At 40.2% G+C, this 19745-nt stretch carries 14 protein-coding genes and 3 pseudogenes; 8 read left to right on the forward strand and 9 right to left on the reverse strand.

Going from position 1 to position 19745, the window contains the following annotated elements; translation table 11 throughout:
* The first annotated feature begins 915 nt into the window (after positions 1-915).
* The 4 genes from NI461_RS11110 (at position 916) to NI461_RS11125 (ending at position 4865) form a co-directional block, all read left to right on the forward strand.
* A complete protein-coding gene (locus tag NI461_RS11110) occupies positions 916-2082 on the forward strand; it encodes an ATP phosphoribosyltransferase regulatory subunit (protein ID WP_174659557.1) in 1167 nt (388 codons plus the stop codon).
* A 71-nt stretch (positions 2083-2153) separates the two neighbouring features.
* The gene (locus tag NI461_RS11115) at positions 2154-3473 is read left to right on the forward strand and encodes an adenylosuccinate synthase (protein WP_174659558.1); all 1320 of its coding nucleotides are present in this window, start codon (positions 2154-2156) and stop codon (positions 3471-3473) included.
* A gap of 194 nt (positions 3474-3667) precedes the next feature.
* Positions 3668-3976 carry a hypothetical protein gene (locus NI461_RS11120; protein ID WP_151206750.1) on the forward strand — a complete coding sequence of 103 codons (309 nt, stop codon included), beginning with the start codon at positions 3668-3670 and terminating at the stop codon, positions 3974-3976.
* 112 nt (positions 3977-4088) lie between these two features.
* Positions 4089-4865, forward strand: a complete 777-nt coding sequence (locus NI461_RS11125; protein WP_174659559.1) for a M48 family metallopeptidase — start codon at positions 4089-4091, stop codon at positions 4863-4865.
* Between the two features lie 158 nt (positions 4866-5023).
* Here NI461_RS11125 and slyD read toward each other — a convergent pair whose 3' ends face one another.
* The 3 genes and pseudogenes from slyD to NI461_RS11140 form a co-directional block, all read right to left on the reverse strand.
* A complete protein-coding gene (gene slyD / locus NI461_RS11130; RefSeq protein ID WP_151204480.1) occupies positions 5024-5506 on the reverse strand; it encodes a peptidylprolyl isomerase in 483 nt (160 codons plus the stop codon).
* 136 nt (positions 5507-5642) lie between these two features.
* Positions 5643-5817: pseudogene (locus NI461_RS11135) on the reverse strand (NAD(P)/FAD-dependent oxidoreductase); the annotation flags it as partial.
* 258 nt (positions 5818-6075) lie between these two features.
* Positions 6076-7389, reverse strand: coding sequence for a D-alanyl-D-alanine carboxypeptidase PBP6B (locus NI461_RS11140; protein WP_151204481.1), 1314 nt, complete (start codon positions 7387-7389; stop codon positions 6076-6078).
* Between the two features lie 175 nt (positions 7390-7564).
* Between NI461_RS11140 and NI461_RS11145 the strand changes: the two genes are divergently transcribed.
* Both NI461_RS11145 and NI461_RS11150 read left to right on the forward strand, forming a co-directional pair.
* The gene (locus NI461_RS11145) at positions 7565-9268 is read left to right on the forward strand and encodes a M61 family metallopeptidase (protein ID WP_174659560.1); all 1704 of its coding nucleotides are present in this window, start codon (positions 7565-7567) and stop codon (positions 9266-9268) included.
* A 171-nt stretch (positions 9269-9439) separates the two neighbouring features.
* Positions 9440-9904 carry a BLUF domain-containing protein gene (locus NI461_RS11150; RefSeq protein WP_151204483.1) on the forward strand — a complete coding sequence of 155 codons (465 nt, stop codon included), beginning with the start codon at positions 9440-9442 and terminating at the stop codon, positions 9902-9904.
* Positions 9905-10007: 103 nt separating this feature from the next.
* On the opposite strand, the gene NI461_RS11155 is transcribed toward NI461_RS11150, so the two are convergent.
* The 3 genes from NI461_RS11155 to NI461_RS11165 form a co-directional block, all read right to left on the reverse strand.
* Positions 10008-10739, reverse strand: a complete 732-nt coding sequence (locus tag NI461_RS11155; protein WP_174659561.1) for a carbonic anhydrase — start codon at positions 10737-10739, stop codon at positions 10008-10010.
* A 554-nt stretch (positions 10740-11293) separates the two neighbouring features.
* Complete coding sequence (locus NI461_RS11160) at positions 11294-12067, reverse strand: glucose 1-dehydrogenase (RefSeq protein ID WP_174660558.1); 774 nt, start codon at positions 12065-12067, stop codon at positions 11294-11296.
* A gap of 98 nt (positions 12068-12165) precedes the next feature.
* A complete protein-coding gene (locus NI461_RS11165) occupies positions 12166-13368 on the reverse strand; it encodes an alpha/beta fold hydrolase (RefSeq protein ID WP_174659562.1) in 1203 nt (400 codons plus the stop codon).
* A gap of 634 nt (positions 13369-14002) precedes the next feature.
* Between NI461_RS11165 and NI461_RS11170 the strand changes: the two genes are divergently transcribed.
* A complete protein-coding gene (locus NI461_RS11170; protein ID WP_174659563.1) occupies positions 14003-16231 on the forward strand; it encodes a phosphocholine-specific phospholipase C in 2229 nt (742 codons plus the stop codon).
* 169 nt (positions 16232-16400) lie between these two features.
* Here the strand turns inward: NI461_RS11170 and NI461_RS11175 are convergent.
* The 3 genes and pseudogenes from NI461_RS11175 to NI461_RS11185 all read right to left on the reverse strand — a co-directional run.
* Positions 16401-17196, reverse strand: a pseudogene (locus NI461_RS11175) (IS3 family transposase); the annotation flags it as partial.
* A 122-nt stretch (positions 17197-17318) separates the two neighbouring features.
* Positions 17319-18110 (reverse strand): rRNA large subunit pseudouridine synthase E, encoded by a 792-nt coding sequence (locus NI461_RS11180; protein ID WP_151206756.1) that lies wholly within the window; start codon positions 18108-18110, stop codon positions 17319-17321.
* Positions 18111-18217: 107 nt separating this feature from the next.
* Positions 18218-18417, reverse strand: a pseudogene (locus NI461_RS11185) (transcriptional regulator).
* A gap of 333 nt (positions 18418-18750) precedes the next feature.
* Between NI461_RS11185 and NI461_RS11190 the strand changes: the two are divergent.
* A complete protein-coding gene (locus tag NI461_RS11190) occupies positions 18751-19704 on the forward strand; it encodes a glycerophosphodiester phosphodiesterase family protein (protein WP_253157320.1) in 954 nt (317 codons plus the stop codon).
* Positions 19705-19745 lie beyond the last annotated feature (41 nt).

The raw sequence follows: 19745 nt of genomic DNA on the forward strand, positions 1-19745 counted from the left end.
AAGCGGTGTCGGTATTCGCCGGCTCAATTTGTTATGGCAGCTGAGAATTAAAGATCTTGCTGAGCGCCTCGTTTTAGTAGTCGATATTGAGATCAAAACTCATATATGGAGCACTAATTTCAGCTGTCGCCATCTGGTGTGTGTGAGACATTCGGCATACTGATTATTCACAATTTTTTTGATTGCTGATGCGCTTCTAGCTATGTTTTTCAATAGAGTCTTTAAACTTTTTAAGTTTACGTTATTCATCCTGGCGCGGTTATCCAGTTGCATGATACCGCTTGTGATGAATCAACAGGAGTAAAGATATAGGTGACTTTCTGTTGCTTATCTACGCCGTAACCATTGGTTGCGACAACTTGACCTAGACTTATACCTATTTGTACCTAAGTCTTGCTACCTAAGTCGTTCCAGCTCGATAAATTGCATATCAGTGACTGATCGGTGGAACCCCAAGTTTAAAGCCTACTACCGGAGTTTCAGTTTTATTGTCATCTTCCTCTGGCCATCTGGATGAAATCTGGGTGCTATCTTCATTATTCTGAGTGGAAGAATCTCTGGCTACTGGATTTTGCGTAGGAATTGCAGGGGTATGTGGATTGCAGACAGTTCATAAAGCAATAAGATGGAATCGTACACAGCTCATGATCCTGTTTGGCATAAATATCTTTTTTATCTATAAACTTGAGTAAAATCAGGATCGTATGTAAAACGCTTAACTTTTTGAATGGCTCATTTATTCAGCTCGCTCTGATCTGGTCTAGGTGCGAGGGTGATTAACCTAAGTCAACTGTGAAAATTATAAAATTTGCGATGCATAGGCAAAACTATCGTGTTAGACTAGGAGAAATCGGGTGTGTTCCCGATTTTTTTATGCGGATTCGTTCCGCGCTGACAAGAATTTAGGTTTACAACATGCCCATTTCAGAGACATGGTTATTACCTGATGGTGTAGCTGATGTATTACCAGAACAAGCGCAAGTCATTGAAACTATGCGTCGTCAATCACTGGATTTCCTTGCATCTCGAGGTTATCAGCTGGTCTACACGCCATTTATTGAATACATCGAATCTCTTTCTTCTCTTTCAGAATCGAATCAAGATTTAGATCTGGCCACTTTTAAAGTCATCGACCAGCTTTCAGGTCGTTTGCTTGGTGTGCGTGCCGATATGACACCACAAGTGGCACGTATTGATGCGCATGTACATCCAGTAGAAGGCGTGGCGCGTTATTGCTATGCAGGTACAGTACTTCATACCAAGCCTCAGGGTTTTAATACCACGCGTGCGCCTTTGCAGTTAGGTGCGGAATTGTTTGGTTCAGACAGTATTGATGCTGATGTGGAAATGGTTGATTTGATGATCAGCCTGATTCAGGAAGCTGGTGTGGCTGAAGGGATTCATCTGGACTTGGGTCATGTCGGATTATTCCGTAGTATGGTAGCGCAAGCCGGTCTAACTAAAGCAGATGAGCGACGTTTGTCTGATCTTTACCAGCGTAAAGCCTTGCCAGAACTGCAGGAATACACTGCAGGCTTGAGTTTCGGACAAGATTTCTATGCACTGGGCCGTTATGCAAGTGATCTTGATGCATTGCAAGCCCACTTAAGTGAAGACGTGCTGGCAAACCCAGACTTTAAACAGGCTTTTGAAGCTTTATTCAGTACGAAAAATGAAGTGCAGGCCCGCTGGCCAAATTTGCACATCGGTGTGGATGTCGTGGAGCTGCGTTCATATCACTATCATACTGGCCTGATGTATGCTGTCTATGCGCCGAATCGTGCTGCCGCACTGGCACAAGGTGGGCGTTATGACGGAATTGGTCGACACTTTGGTCGTGCACGTCCTGCAACAGGTTTCTCGTGCGATTTATATGCATTGAGCACAGGTAAATTTAAAGCCATACAGGTTGTCGTAGCGCCAAAAGGCACCGATACAGCACTCGTGGCGGCCATTCAAAATGCGCGCGCTCAAGGCTTAAACGTGATTCAGTTATTAGGTAATGATGAATTGAGTTCAATTCCGTATGCCACTCACCAGCTGGTGAATGCAAACGGTGAATGGACTGTCAAAACCATTTAAATCGCTAGGCTCAGCATTCATGTCGCTGAGCAAAGCTTTCAATTTTAACAGCATGATGTAATGAGGCTATTATGGGCAAGAATGTTGTGGTACTTGGTACCCAATGGGGCGACGAGGGTAAAGGTAAGATCGTCGACCTGCTCACAGATCAAGCGGCTGCGGTAGTTCGTTATCAAGGCGGACACAACGCAGGTCATACTCTCGTGGTTGGTGGTAAGAAAACTGTATTACACCTCATTCCATCTGGTATTTTACGTGAAAACGTACTGTGCTTAATTGGTAATGGTGTGGTTCTTTCTCCTGAAGCCCTCATCAAAGAGATGGATATTCTTGAGAAAGAAGGTGTACCAGTTAAAGAGCGCTTACGTATTTCTCCAAACTGTCCATTAATCCTGCCGAACCATATTGCACTTGACCAGGCGCGTGAGAAAAAGCGTGGTAATGCGAAAATTGGTACGACAGGTCGCGGGATCGGTCCAGCATATGAAGATAAAGTGGCTCGCCGTGCAATCCGTGTGGCTGACCTGGTTCGTGGTGGCGAGCATCTGACCGCACTGCTGACTGAGCTGCTTGAATACCATAACTTCCAGTTAACCGAATTCTACGGTGTAGATGCAGTTAAACTTGAGGATGTGCTGGCGCTTTGTGACCAATGGCGTGAAGTTGTTGCACCGCTGGTAATTGACGTCACTGGCGAATTGCACAAATACCGTAAAAACGGTGACAACATTATGTTTGAAGGTGCACAAGGTTCACTGCTAGACGTCGATCACGGTACTTATCCGTACGTGACTTCTTCAAACACGACTGCGGGCGGTGTAAGTTCTGGTTCAGGTTTAGGACCATTACATCTGAACTATGTATTGGGTATTACCAAGGCATATACAACCCGTGTGGGTGCAGGCCCATTTCCGACTGAGCTGATCTATGATGCAGCCAATGATACAGGGGATTCTATCGGTAAGCACCTGGGTACAGTAGGTAATGAATTTGGTGCATCTACAGGCCGTCAGCGTCGTTGTGGCTGGTTTGATGCAGAAATCCTGCGCCGCTCGGTAGAGGTTAACTCCCTTTCTGGTATTTGCTTAACTAAACTTGACGTTCTGGATGGTTTGGAAGAAGTGAAAATTTGTGTGGGTTATGAGGCGGCTGATTCGGGTTGTGTCGGTTCTTCTGATGCGCTGGCATTTGAAACCTTAAAGCCAATTTATGAAACCATGCCAGGCTGGAAAGAATCAACTTTCGGAGCCAAATCCCTAGACCAGTTGCCACAAGCAGCAATCAACTATGTGAAACGTCTGGAAGAGCTGATTGAATGTCCAATCGACATCATCTCAACAGGCCCAGACCGTGAAGAAACTATTGTTCTTCGCCACCCGTTTGAAGCTTAATTTAAGCCAAGAATGATAAAAAAAACCCTGTGAATCCACAGGGTTTTTTATAGAAAAATATTATTTTTCAGGCTTTAAAATAGTTTGAGAATATAGAAATCATGGTCTTGTTCAGACTAAAGTTAATTTATTCCGTTATGTGTAAAGCGTGAAGCCTTGCTAGAATAAGAGCACGATAAAATCTGGAATGCAGGATGCATAAAAATATTTCAGGAACCATGTTCTATTCACTGCTGTTTGCCATGGGCGGTGCTCCGACCATTGCCATGCTGATTATTCGTGCCCAAACCCAAGACCCTGATATTATTTATGGTGCATTCATTGGTTTAAGTGTCATTATTGCCTGTGTACTGGTACCGGTAATTTTGCTGCAAAATGGGATACTGTTTTTTAAGCGTAAAAGTGTCGTTCTGGAAGAGAAAATTAGACCGCTCTGTCAGCTGTATTTGGGTTTAAATGTCGCCTGTCTGGTCTATTGGCTGGCCATACAGTATTGGGGTTAAAATTACATAAATTATAAGAAGATGAAGTAAATCAACGTTTAGTTGTTACAATCTTTCAACTATAATTTTTTACAAGATCAATTAGCGTTTGCTTAAGGTGGAAATGATTATAATGAAAAATAAACTTTTATGCGCGATGAGTGCCACAGTAGCTATTACTTTGTCGGGTTGTACAACTATTGCGGATATGGCGGGCGCAGACACGGTCACTTTAAATGCCACCGCTTCACAAAGTTATAATGCCATGGTGACAGATGCCAGAGCAAAAGGCCAGTTGGACACCAGCTCTGCTACTTATAAACGTATCAATACGGTATTTAACCGTTTAAAGCCTTATGCAAACCAGATGAATCAGACGGGTACAGCATTTCAGTGGCAATTGGCTGTACTTAAATCTGACCAGGTAAACGCTTTTGTGGCGCCAGGTGGTAAGGTAGTATTTTATACTGGTATTGTGACCAAGTTGAATCTGACTGATGCTGAAATTGCCGCAATTATGGGGCATGAAATGGTGCATGCGCTAGAAGAACATTCTAAGCAGAAAATCGGTGCGCAAGCCTTGACTGATCTGGCACTAGGCATTGGCCTGAGTGCAGCAGGGGTTGGACAGGGTGGAGCAGCCGTTGCTCAGTTAGGCAGCCAGATCGGTATAGGCCTGCCATATTCACGTAATCTTGAAAGCCGAGCTGACCAAGGCGGTTTAGGCTTGATGGCACGTGCGGGCTACAATCCGAATGCAGCTATTACCTTATGGGAAAAAATGAACAAACTTTCAGGTAGCAGCACAGGAGCAACATTCCTGTCTACTCACCCATCTAACGCACAGCGTATTGCTGCGATGCGTCAGAATCTGCCAGCTGCCATGCAGATTTATAATCAGCATAAATGATCATAGACGCACTGGTTCAGTAAGATCAGGGGAATTTAAAAAGCAGGGCACAGGCTCTGTTTTTTTATGGTGATTTATTTAGAAATGAAGTAGATATTAAATAAAAAAGGCAAAGTAAAATACTTTGCCTTTTATGCTTAACTTAAGATCGGATGATCTTAGTGGTTGTGACCACCCGCACCGTGTACGTGACCGTGATCCAGTTCTTCTTGAGAAGCTTCACGGATTTCAACAATTTCAACTTCAAAAGTCAAATCTTGACCAGCAAGCGGGAAGTTTGCATCAACAATAACGTTATCGCCTTCAACTGTTTTAACAGTTACGATTTGAACGCCATCATCAGTTTGAGCCTGGAACTGCATACCTGCCTGAATATTGTCTACGCCTTGGAACATTTGCTTAGGTACTTCTTGTACCAGATCCGGGTTATATTCGCCATAACCTTCTGCAGCAGGAACATTCACAGTGAATTTTTCACCTACGGTTTTGCCTTCTAGAGCTTTTTCTAAACCTGGGATGATGTTACCTGCACCGTGCAAATAGGCAAGTGGTTCACCTTGAGATTTGTCGAGAGTTTCACCCTCTGCGTTAGTCAATGTGTAGTGGAAAGAAACCACGAGGTCATTTGCAATAGCAGTCATGTTATTGATCCATTCAATTTTCTTAAGGGTACATCATAAAGTGAAATTGTATTTTTGTAGACTAAAATTAGCAAAAAAATGCAATTTGACCTTTTTAATGACGATTTTTTAAATAATGAGGACAAATTTCTGTATTTCAATGCAATTTTAGCTTTGGAGAAATTTTACCTGTAACAAAATCTTTAGCGATGAATAGGCCTGCATCGGCATAAGCATGAATAGTAGCCTGATGAAGTCGATATAAGGAGATCTATGAATTTAGCCATAAAACCTGACACATTGACCTGTCCTAATAATTCACCCACCACTTTTTGCTATTACAATGATTTTTAGGTTGTATGTTTCTTGTGCAAATACAGTAGCCATGGAATGCTTATTGTATGCATGGGCTTGAACCGGTCTTAAGTAAAATTGTTAGAAAAATTATAAAACGTAGCAATTTTATAAGCGTGATTCAGAAAAACGTTTTTCTTTAAAACTTAGAAGTATAAGTAGGAAAAGAGAGGAGAAAGCTAGAAGATAACATGCTTATCTTCTAGGCAGAATATTCAAAGCTAAATAGGGTGGGTTTATTTTTCAATTGGATAAAGCTTGACCTCGGGAGCACTGTCTGTAAAGAAACTGAACAGGCTTTTTAACCAGATGAACGCTTTTTGAAAAATATTTGCCTCTTCAATATCGACCCGATCTTCAATCTGGATGGTACGAATAAGCTGGTTGTTTTGGTAGATTTGTACCGTTGCTAACGGCACGACAGCTGCCAAAGGGGCAATCAATTCAGGCGTAGTAATTTCCACATTAATGTGGGTCTGGGTTTCTGGTAAGGGTTCGATACTTTGTAAAATACCATTACCAGTATCGAGCATGACACGCTGCTGGGCCTGATCAAACTGGTTCAGATCAATGGTGTAGTGCTGGTCATAGAGCGAAGTGGTCACAATCTGCGGCTGCTTAGTTTGCACCTTAAACATGTTTAAAGTTGATTTAATCACTGGCAGCTCAGCCAATAATTGCTGATCTTTAATCGCAACTTCATTACGGGTGTAGGTATAAGCCAAATTCATCAACTTATGCGCTATTTCCGCACGTTTTAGGGCGCTTTTGCTGCCCAGTACCACCACAACCAGACGACGATTCGGTATTTCAATATCATGGGTTAAACGGTTAGCAGTCAAGGCAAGATTATAACCAGCAGCGCGAGTAAAACCGGTTTTTAAGCCATCTACACTCGGATCAAGCTTGAGCACCAAGTTAGTGGCGCGGTGAAAATGGTTGTTATAGCTAAAACTCGGCTGCTTGGAATAATACAGATAATCCGGAGTTTCATTCACCACCGCCATCGACAAACGTGCCAGATCGGCTGCTGTTGAATAATGCTGAGGCATGGTAATACCGGCCGGATTTTGAAAATAGGTATGCTCCATGCCCAGAGCTTTGGCTTCCTGATTCATCCGGTCTACAAATTTAGGGATATTGCCAGAAACTTTTTCTGCTAAAGTCACTGCTGCATCATTTGCTGACATGATAATCAGACCAGCCAGTAACTGGTCAACGGAAATCTGCTCACCTTCTTTTAGGTACATCTGCGACTCATCCCACATGATGGTTTTCACCACAGGACTCGCTGTTAAAACGGTATGTTTATCCAGTTTCCCGGCCTGAATATCTTTGAGGACAATATAGGCCACCATCATTTTGGTCAGCGAAGCTGGCGCACGCTGAACATCTGCATTATGCTCGGCAATGACTTGACCAGACTGTGCATCAAGAATCGTCCAGGCTTCTGCTTCTACACTTTCTGGAAGAATATTCAGTAGGGCAGCATACGAAATTGCAGGGACAAACAGACTGAGCACTGCAATCAGTGAGATGATGTATTTCAAAGATGTTCCTTTATAACCAGATGGTCGATGAACGATTTAATTTTTAGGCATGCTATGCCTTTTTTTTCAGGATAGCTAGTCAGAAATGTAGACAAATGCGACAGCCGAGCAATACAGGTCTAAAAAATGCTAAGCTAAGCCATAACTTATTTATCTGTATTTTATATCGCCTATTATGTTGCATTATCAAATCGAATTTGACGATTACCGTCAGCATCTTATTCACGTAACTGTTCGCTTTTTGGCAGATCCAACGCAGGTGCTTTCTTTACCGACCTGGATTCCGGGCAGTTACCTGATTCGTGAGTTCTCTAAGCATATTGAAGCGGTCAAGGCTTATGATGAGGCAGGCCGTCAGCTAAAAATCCAGAAATTTGAAAAAAACAAATGGCGTTTATTTAATACCGATCATGAACTGATTACGGTGGAATATGATGTTTATGCCTATGATTTGTCTGTGCGTGGTGCCTATGTAGATCAGAACCGTCTTTATGTAAACCCAGCCTGCGCCTGTCTGGGACTGGAAGGCCATGAACATGACGAAGTGGAAGTGGAAATATTCCTGCCTGATGAGCTGAAGCATTTCCAGCTCGCTACTGGCATGCAAGCCAAAAGTCTGGTCAAAGGCCGCTTTACCCTTAAAGCTAAAAATTATGCCGAATTAATTGATGCACCATTTGAGCTGGCAGAGCAGACCCGTTTCAGTTTTGAGGCCAATGGCATTCCGCATGAGTTTGTTGTATCAGGTAAACACAGCATGAATGTGGAGCGCATGCAGCAGGATATTGAAAGAATCTGTGCTACAGAAATCGCCATGTTCGGCTCAGCTCCTTTTGAAAATTATACCTTTATGACCATGGCAACCGGGAATAGTTATGGTGGTCTGGAGCATCCGAACTCGACCAGCCTGATTACGCCACGTGATGACCTGCCTAAGGCGGATGAGCCGGAACAGCCTTCCAAAGATTATCAGCGTTTCCTCGGACTGTGCAGCCATGAGTATTTTCATTCCTGGTTAGTGAAATTTATCCGCCCTGAAAACTTTGTTAATTATGACCTGAACAAAGAAGGCTATACTTCTTTGCTGTGGATTTTTGAAGGTTTTACTTCATATTATGATGACCTGATTTTGCTGCGTAGCGGTGTGATCAATCAGGAAGCTTATCTGAGCTTATTAAAAGCACAGATTGACCGTTATCTGCAAAATCCGGGACGTTTTGTTCAGTCTGTGGTGGAGTCTAGTTTTGATGCTTGGGTGAAGTTCTATCGTCAGGATGAAAACACGAATAATGCCGGCACCAGTTATTATAATAAGGGCTGTCTGGTCGCTTTGTGTCTGGACCTAGGCCTGCGTCTGCGCGGTTCAAGTTTGGATGCTTTAATGCGTAAACTGTATGAAAATGCGCAAAACGGTATTCAGGTCAATGAGCGCACGATCTTTGAACTTTGTCAGGAACTCACGGGTGATGACTGGGTCGAGCAGATCAATCACCTGATCAATACGACAGATGAGTTACCGTTGGATCAGCTCTTCCCTGAGTTTGGCCTGCGCTATAGTCTGAAAAATGACAAATCGCTCCCATTCGGTCTGAAACTCTTAGATAAACCTGAAGGTGTGTTGATTCAATCTGCTCGCCGTAATGGTACTGGGGCGGCAGTTGGTTTATCTGCCCATGATGTGATTGTTGCGATTGATGGTCTGAAAGCGACGACTAAACTTGTAGAGAAATATGCGAAGCAAGATGGGAGTTATACTGTTCATGCTTTCCGCCGCGATGAGCTGATGCGTTTTGAAGTTCAGGCAGGTGGTTCTGAGTTGACAGAAGTGGAACTCAAAGTTGAAGATCAGGCCAAAGTTGAAAAATGGTTAAAAGCTTAATTGGTAAACTGGATTAATGTAAGGTAGAACCGGTGCGGTGTATTAATTCAGACTTGGTCGAATATTACCCACAAGAGATTTTATGTTAAATCAACAAATAATCCCCTAAAAATAGGGGATTATTTGTTTCTATTATATACTTAAGTCTATAAAGCTTAAAAAGAACTACCAATGACTAATATACGACTATTATATGTAAGCAAATTCAGATCTAAAGTTTATTCTAAGTCTGAACTTTATGAAATTTTAACCGAAGCATTAAAGTTTAATGGAGCGAATCAAATCTATGGGGCGCTTTATTATGGAAATGATTACTTTGTTCAATGTCTAGAGGGGCAAGAAGATAAAGTAAAACATCTTTTTCATGATAAAATTTTAAAAGATCCACGTCATGAAAATTGTGAAGTTCTTTATCTTGAGAAGATCGATACATATCTTTTTTCTAATTGGTATATGAAATATGCCAACATTGATCAGGAGGTAGTTGATTTTTTCTCAGAGAATCATAATGATATTTTTAATCCCTATTTATTAAGTAGTTCTACGATTCCACCTTTTATAGAATTACTCAGTCAGCATGCTGATAATTTTTCTATATTAAAAAGTAAAGCTTTAATTACTTCAAATCCAATTTGAAAAAGCCCATCTTTGAATGAATAAAATGAACATAAGACACATTAGATGAAGTCGAAAATGGGAGCCTTAAGCTCCCATTTTTATAAAATTAAGATTTGTAAAGTTATTCGAGTATTAATCTGGCATTTTGAGCTTGTATAGGGCGATTATTAGGATGTTCCATTAATTTTGAGAACGCTTTAATTTGCTTTGCTGATGCCTGTTGAACATCTTTGAGAACAATCCATCTAACGCCTTCTGAACAAGGTGGTGTAGTTAATGAACCATTAAAACGATAATAATCAAGATTTTCTGGTAAAAATGCACTTGCTATATCTTGGTGTTTTAAAGTTTTTGTATCACCTGCAGTTTTAGGAAATTCCTTCCATAATTTAGCAAGTTTTTCATTCTTTTTGCCTTCTTCAAACATTAGGGCCACCACTGTTAATTCACCTTCTGGTGATGCATGAACTAAATGCATTTCCATTGGGTAGGTTTTGCCATGAATTCTATTTTCACTCGGGCTGTGTAAATGGAATTGTTTTAATTCAAATTTTTTATTGTCTAATAACAAGTAATTACCTTCGTTGAAATTCACTTGTACCGTACGTGCATTATTAATAATGCTTTTAGAGTTAGATACATAATTGAACTTCAATGGAGGTAATTCTGCTTTTATAGTTTGATCAATGTTAATTGGTGACTGGTTTTTACCATTACATGCAGCATATTTTTCACTGATATCAGCCCAGTGCTCGGGTGCTTGTTGATTTGCATAGCCCCAATCTAAATTAGCTCCAGCGAATGCTGCATTAGACGCAAAGAGCGTTAAAACCATAAGTGCTTTAAATTTCATTTTTAACTCAATGTTGAGGTTGATAAAAGAATTTTAATTATAGTCAGTAATATAAAAGGAAACTTAAAAGCCTGTTTATTTATTAAACAACTATGTTTTTATGAGTCATAATTATCATTTGTATGGGCTGATTTTAACCAATATTAAAGAAAATACTTTATCCAATAGATAGACAATAAAGTCCAACTTATTGCTATGCATTAAAAATAGAGAAAATTTTTAAACTACCGCTCTTCTAAAAAGTTATCTCTAGCGGATTAATCAGCATCACCTAAAGCTGTATTAGAACGTGATTAAGTTTCCCTGAAATTAACCTAATACCAATTATATTAAGCTGCACAATATATTCTATGCTATTAATTCTTATATGTTTTTTAAGTTAAAATCCTAGACACTGGTCTAGGATTTTCTTATTTCATATACACCCATTATATTAAATGGAGATAGATTCAGTTGAGATCTATGTAGCAGCTTTAGGCCTGTTACTATGCCGGCAAATACAGATAGCACATCCTATTCAACTTAAAATAATTTTAGGTTTTAGATCGCACTCTTTAATCCAGTGTTTGTACACCACCACCATTTACAAATAAGGTTTGGCCAGAAACCCATGATGAAAGAGGTGAGGCAAAGAATAATACAGCTCTCGCGATATCTTCTGGCTCACCTAATCGTTGTAATGGGGTATGGGAAAGCATTCTTTTTTCAATGTCAGGCTGCAGTACTTTTTCTAATGCTGCGGTACGAATCGCTCCAGGTCCTACCGCATTAATACGTATATTCGGACCAAAATCATGGGCCAAATTAGCGACCATATGGTTTAAAGCAGCTTTTGATGATGCATATCCGCTCATAGCAGGGCTTTTGTTAATTGAACTCATAGAGCTGATATTTATTATTGAACCATAGCCAGCTTTATTCATATGCGGTGCGACGAGTTGACACAATCGCCAAGCAGCAAACACATTAAGCTGAAAATCACGCTCTATAGTATCTACGCTAATTTGATCAGGAGATTCACGGCCGCCGCCGCCGCCTCCCGCATTGTTCACTAAGATGTGAATATGGCCAAAGGTTTCGATTGTTTTATTCACTGCATTGACCAATTGATCATCTTGCAGAATATTGCATGCAACATATTGTATGTTGCGTCCGGTCAGCTGCTTGATTTCTTCTGCTGTATGTTTAGCTGCTTCTACATTTAAATCGGCAATCATAACGTCCGAGCCTGCTTGTGCAAGAATGAGAGCGCTGGCTTTCCCAATACCTGCTGCACCGCCTGTTACAAGTGCTATTTTATTCGTCAGTGATAATAAACTTTGTGGCATCATTTTGATTTATTCCCATATGTATATTAAGACTCGAAATATTTTAACTGTTCTACGGCAGAGTTTTATTTTGAGTTCAAAATCCTAAATCTACCGCATCATTTTGAATTGCAGGTATTTACAATTTTCCCTTGTTCAACTGAATTGATAAAGCTTCCAATCAGGAGTTCACTTTGTCTTAAAGAGTCACGATGATCTCCATTTTTGATTAGGTGAAAGGAAATAGGTTTTTGCTTCTTACATACTTGCTGATAGTAAGCATAAGTACCACGGTAATCTACCAGCTGATCTTTATCACCTTGTACAATGAGCGTTGGCACAATAGGTGTCATATTCTCAATAGACTGTTTTTTTAAATAATTTGTCAAAGGTGCCAAATTTACATTTGGTTTAAAAACTGTTTGAGGTGCTGCCTTTAGCTCAGATTGTAATTCTGACAAACAGCGATTACGTGCATAATTTAGAACTTTAGCCATGTCTGAGCTAACTAACTTTGCTGGAGCCAGGCTAGGATCTGCGGCTTCTGCTCCCAAAAGCACAATTGGAAAAAATGCGGCCACACCGGTTTCAATTGGAGTATGGGTTGTTACGTATTCAGCGATTCCTTGGTATTGATAGCCACCTGGTGCGAGTGCAATGGCACCTTTTAAATTGAGCTCAGGTGCATCTTTTCGGCCATCAGTAGCAACCTTAAGGGAAGCTGCACCTCCTTGACTATGACCCATAACATACCAGTCTTTACTAAATTTATAAGGCTTTAAAAGGTGGGCTGCCCGGACAGCATCAACGACAGTATATAACTGACTTTGTGCATTCATATAAGGATGTCCACCGGGGGTACCTAAACCCTGATAATCAGGGGCGACGACTGCATATCCGCGAGCAAGCCAGGCATTTAGTGCTTTCGCAGCAATTTGTTGATAAGGATGAACTGGACCGTCGGCATAATCTCCTGAAGGCGCACAAGTGTCTGCTACACCAGTTGTCCCATGAGCCCAAGCAAGAACAGGCCAACCTCCTTGGGGTACTTTACCTTTAGGGAGTAAGAGATATCCTGAAGTTACAATTGGTTCAGACTGTACTCCACGACTACGGTAAGTGATCAAGAACCGCTGTGAAGCATTGGTAAATAGATCGATATTCTCTTCTTTTATCGATAGGATTGTTCCTGGTGTTCTACTGGAGATATTCGACGTTTGGACTTTATCATTATTGGGAAAGACAGGAGAGGCTATTGCATATGTGGAGTTGAAGCAAAGGCAGCTTACGACCAATTTTAGAATGGGATATTTAATTTTCATTACTGGTACCATCTTTATAATGTCATTCTTAATGTATCAGCTTTATCCTGCTTTCTAAATAAAGTATTAAAAATTCGGTATGAACCTAAGTTTTATAGTGATACTTGAAGCTTCTTTTATTATGTCACTTTCACAAAGATTATAAAGTTTTCCTAAAATTAACCTAATACACGTTATATGAAGCTTAAAAATTAAGTCTACGAACTTGATTTTTATGTATTTTTTAAGTTTAAAGCCTAGGTTGTGGTCTAGGCTTTTCTATTTTGTATAACAGCCATTATATTAAATGGATGATAATTATATGTAACCTTATATATTTTCTTATATTTTTTACTTTCCATTTTAAGGTTACAAGAAAAAGCAATCATGTTGATGTGAATCATATATCTGTGAAGTCATATTAGATATTACACCCTATTGTCATATCACTTATCTAAGGTATTAGCTTCTTTTCTATGGATAAAGCAAATGCTGAAAAAATTAAAGGGCAGTTTTAAGCCAACATATTTTCTGCCAATTTTACTCCTACTCACTGCCTGCAATGATTCAAATGATGATCAGTCTATAACTCCACCTGATAACTCCAAAGAACCATTAATACGTTGTGCACCATAAAAGTAAAAAGGGAAATACTGTGATTAATCGTCGTCAATTTTTAGTAAATACGCTTAAGACAAGTTTTGGTGCTGCTGCCTTATCTACATTTCCAGCCAGTATCCAAAAAGCATTAGCTATTCCTGCAAATAATAAAACAGGAACAATCCAGGATGTTGAGCATGTCGTTATTTTAATGCAAGAAAACCGCTCATTTGACCATTATTTTGGAACATTAAAAGGGGTTCGCGGTTTTGCAGATCGTTTCACTATTCCTTTACAAAATGGGCGTAATGTTTGGCAACAACAACGTCGTGATGGTTCATTATTAACGCCCTTTCATTTAGATGGATCAATGAATAATGCGCAACGCGCACCTGGTACGAATCATACTTGGATAGATAGCCAAAAAGCTTGGGACAATGGCCGAATGACCAATTGGCCAACGTATAAAACTGATTATGCAATGGGTTATTTTAAAGAACAGGAAATCCCTTATCAGTTTGCTTTAGCTAATGCCTTTACCATTTGTGATGCATATCATTGTTCGATGCATACAGGTACAGATGCCAATCGTTCATTTCATTTAACAGGTACTAATGGAGCAGTACCGACTGGTACGGCTTTTGTTAATAATGAATGGGATTGGATTGATGGCGACCCCAAAAATGTTGATATCGGCTACACATGGAAAACTTATGCTGAACGTTTAGAAGAAGCTGGTATTAATTGGATTTGTTATCAAAATATGCCTGATGAATGGGGCGATAACATGCTAGGGGCGTTTCGTACTTTTAAAAAAGCCAATATTGCTTCAGGTTATCCAGTTTCGAGTGGCGGTGCACCCAATAGCCCATATAATAAGGCAGCACAAACTTTACCTTATAAAGCTTATGATGCGTCAACTGATAATGCTCAAAATCCACTCTATAAAGGCATAGCCAATACTTTACCTGGGAATAACCCTGAAGAGTTTTTAGATGCTTTTAAAAGGGATATAAAAACAGGAAAATTACCTCAAGTTTCCTGGATCAATGCACCATCAATCTATTGTGAGCATCCTGGACCATCAAGCCCAGTACAAGGTGCCTGGTTTATTCAAGAAATTTTGGATGCTCTAACAGCAGTACCGGAGGTTTGGAGTAAAACAGTTTTCTTAATTAATTTTGATGAAAATGATGGTTATTTTGATCATGTTCCATCTCCATCTGCTCCCACGCTTCAAGCAAATAATACATATGCAGGAAAATCAACGCTCAGCGAAGCCGATATGCAACATGAATATTATGTACATGATGCGCCACTGGGAAGTACCAGTCAGCCTAAAAAAGATAATGGCGTGTATGGGCCTGGTCCACGTGTACCATTATTTGTAATTTCACCTTGGAGTCGTGGTGGGATCGTTAATTCTCAAGTATTTGATCATACTTCGGTACTAATGTTTTTAGAAAAGCGTTTTGGTGTAACAGAAAGCAATATCAGCCCTTATCGTCGCGCAATTTGTGGTGACCTCACTTCGGCCTTTAACTTTGAGAATCCAAATGATGATGTGTTACCAGAATTGAGTGGTAAAAAAACTCGTGAGCAAGCAGATCTGCTCCGCTCAGAACAACAAAAATTACCGAATGTTCCAATTCCAACCCATTTAAAACTCCCAATTCAAACTAGCGGAATTCGGCGTTCTAAAGCATTGCCTTATGAATTACATACCAGTGCCCGTTGTCAAAACGATGGAACAGTTAAGCTCATCTTCTCTAATACAGGTACACAAGGCGCAGTTTTTCATGTCTATGACAAGTTAAACCTTGATACGATTCCGCGTCGGTACATTGTAGAAGCAGGAAAAACACTAGATGATGTCTGGAAGGTACAACAGGATAACCAGGGAATGTACGACCTTTGGGTGCTCGGTCCAAACGGCTATCATCGACATTTTCGAGGAGATCTAAACCGCAATAAATACTTAGAAATCAATCCTGAAATACGAGTGTGTTATGACATTAATAATGGCAATGCCTATGTGGATTTGCTTAATATTTCGACTAAAGAAATCGATTTTATTTTAACACCTCTTGCTTATCGTACAGATGAGTCTATTAAAATTAATGTTAAAGCTCAACAGACTGTTACTCATTACTGGGATTTGGGAGAAGCATGGCAATGGTATGATTTTGCTGTTACATGTAGTCAAGATAATAAGTTTTATAGGCGCTTTGCTGGTCGTGTAGAGATAGGTAAAGACTCTGTTAGCGATCCAGCAATGGTTTAAGAGTTTCCATTATCGAATTTCAATATTCACCTTTTAAGCTTATTCAGTACTATATTTCATAACTGAATAAGCTTTTTTATAATGGTTTTTTTAGCATTAGTTATAAGAGCTAAACTATGGTTGCTACACTTTAAATATTATCGCTCTAATGGTTTATGTTTTTTCGATCCTAGACAGTATCGTGGACAATCGATTTCTCTAAATTCTTAAAATATTTCTGCTTAAAGACTTAACCGACCATTTGCAGAATGCCTTCTGACCCGATTGTAATAGACTTTAATATAGTCAAATAAGACAGCTTTTGCCTCTTTTCGAGTGATCAACACATTGCCATGTAGCACATGGGCTTTTAAATGGGTGAAAGAAGCTTTTGCATAATTAAACGCATCACACCAATGGATGGTCTATTCGATGGCTGGTTTGCCAACCGAAAATAGAACGCTAAACAGATCCAACATTACACATCAATACAGCTAACAAGGTTTGGATAAGGGATATAGTGAATATCTGTTGTCCTGAGACGCATTGCTTCGCAAGGCTTGGCTGAGTGACTGTAAATTGGCGTGTAGGCAAACGATGGTTCGAATCACTTGTATGCTTGCATTTACCTGCAATCTTGCTACGTAAACCAAGCTTTTTTTCTAGCATCTTTCCAACAGTACGTTCGCTCATGCTGTAACTTAAATCATGTATGTCATGTACCAATGAAAGAGCACCAATCGTGCATGCTTGCTGCCAATATACGGCTTTTAAGCGCTGTATCGGCCTGGCGTTTGCGCCAGGCATAATAGCCTGAAGTGCTGATACCTAACATTTACAGGCAGAAGATACCGTGACTTCATTCACATTCAGATCTTGCATTACCGTGTACTTTTCTTGGCATGATCTGTCAGAAAGTACACACGCGCTTTTTCTAAGGTGCTATTGGCTTCCTTGAGCTGTTTGACTTCTTTCTCTAATTCCAGATCCCCTTAGGACTTGAGCAGCACTGTTGCACAAGATAGCCCTCAATATGTCTCCAAAGATTAAAGTTAGGTTATCTTTAGAGGCAGGAGCTGTCTATCATTTTGGCCAGAAGCACTAAATATTAACGACCATTTCGTCCACGACCACGTGATTTGGTATTTGGACGGGTAGTACCATTGGTCTTGCGACGAGGCTTTTCACCTTCTTCCATTTGCCAGATACGTGGGGTACCAGTTTTTTTCTTGGCTGCCCCAGCTTTACTGGCATTTTTATGCATAGGTTTGCCGCCGCTGCCGCCCGGTTTCTTCACATAAGAACGTGAACGATAAGGTTCTTGCGCAGGCACATCTTTAAAGTCTGGATACAGCAGCGGTTCGATTTCTTTGGTTTCACCCGGTTGTAGGCCCATTTGTACCAGATCAATTGAACCGATTTTAGTACGAATCAGGCGCAGCGTTGGAAAGCCAACAGCAGCGGTCATACGACGAACCTGACGGTTACGGCCTTCACAAATCGAAACTTCCACCCACGACGTCGGCACTGAAGCGCGATAACGTACTGGAGGATTACGCTCCCATAACCATTCCGGTTCAGCGACTTTAATCGCCTGTGCTGGCAAAGTCATTCCATCATTCAGCTCGACACCTTTACGAAGCTGCTCTAGCGCTTCTTCAGTCATCTCGCCATCGACCTGAACCAGATAGGTCTTGAATTTTTTATTGGCCGGGTTGGTAATAAACTGGTTCAAGCCGCCATGATCGGTCAGGAACATCAGACCTTCCGAATCCATATCTAGACGGCCTGCGATGCGTAAATCCGGATCATCAATGAAATCCGCCATGGTCTGATGTTTTTCATCAGCGCGGAATTGGGAGAGGACGTCATAAGGTTTGTTTAGAATGACAATTTTCACTGTAACCTACTAAAAAATATAAGATAATTTTATTGTGGTTTTAATCTTACCCGTTTGGTTACCCGCTTTGGGAGAAGTAGGGGTAAAAGTTGGTAAATAAAAGCCCACTATGTGTGGGCTATCATAGCAGATTCTGTTTTATGTTCTTCAACTTTATTCTTGACGTAAGATGGCTACCAGCACACGTCTTCTTCGGACAAATTGGTTGCTGAAGGTCGCCAGAATTTACTAGCACATAAAATTTATCCTTTTCAATAGCCAGTAATTGCATAAACTCTTTCACTCGGATTCCACGAGCACTTTCCAGCATGACACCTCTTCAACCTTTGTGGAAATCGTTGTGGTGCTATTGCTTCAATCCAAGATATGACGGAGATCATTCTTTTAAATATGCGTGATGAGATAGTTTTTATGCTGGTATTTACCGTGAAAACTTGAGAAAAGCTGAATTGACAGAAAAGCCTTATATAAGACACTACTATTTGTAGAGTAGTCGTTCTATACAAAATTGACCCGGTATTAAAAGCTCATCAAATGATGGGCTTTTTATTATTAAACACTATGAAATTATAGCGTTCTAATCATCTTGTAATATGCATGACTTAATCTTGCTGCTTCTTAAAAAATATGAAGCTTTAATATGAGTAAGTCACTTTTAGCAATTTTAATCGGTTCAGTACTTTTTTTATCAGGGTGTGATAATGAAAATGATGATATCCAAGTATCAAATCCTGATTCAGAAGAGAAACATTTGTTCTTTAAAGACAGGGACTTTGATCTTCAGGCACATAGAGGAGGATTAGGTTTAAGAACAGAGAGTAGTATTGCCTCATTTAGCAATGCGCTTGAAATGGGAGTAACCACATTAGAATTAGATACACAAGTCACTAAAGATGGAAAAGTAGTAGTAACACATGATCGTCAAATTTCTAAAAATAAGTGTCTAGATACAGGCCCTGCTTTTGTGGGGGATCTAGATTACCCGTATGTTGGAAAATATATAAAAGACTTAACTTTAGAGCAGATTAAAACAATGGATTGTGGTTCTTTGCGTTTAAAAGATTACCCACAGCAGCTGACTAGCCCTGGTGCTAAAATGCTAACTCTTAAAGAATTTTTTACTTTAGTTAAAAAATATAAATCAGAAAATGTCTTAATGAATATTGAGACCAAGATAGAGGCTGGAGCGCCAGAGCAAACTGCACCGCGCGAGCAATTTGTTAAAGCTGTTTTAGATGAAGTGAAAAAATCAGGACTTGAAAATCAGATTACAATCCAGAGTTTTGATTGGGGAGCTTTAATGGTTGTGAAAGAGCTAAATCCTAAATTACCGATTATTGCTTTAACAAATGGACAGCAGTTTTTACAAGTAGGTCAACCAGGTAAATCCCCTTGGTTAGGTGGGTTAGATATTGATGATTTTAATGGTGACTTAATAGCAGCGGTTAAGTCCTTTGGTGCAGATGCTGTTTCACCCGTACATGGTAATCCACAGAATGGAAAAATAGGCGATTTTAACTATGTGCCATATACGACTAAAGAAAGTAAGCGTCCGCTGAACCCCACTTTTTCTAACTCATTAATACCGCGATAGTGTCCACTTAAATTTAAGTGGACACCTATTTATGGATTTAA

This window comes from Acinetobacter sp. S4400-12 (assembly GCF_024129495.1).
Lineage (GTDB): Bacteria > Pseudomonadota > Gammaproteobacteria > Pseudomonadales > Moraxellaceae > Acinetobacter > Acinetobacter lwoffii_C.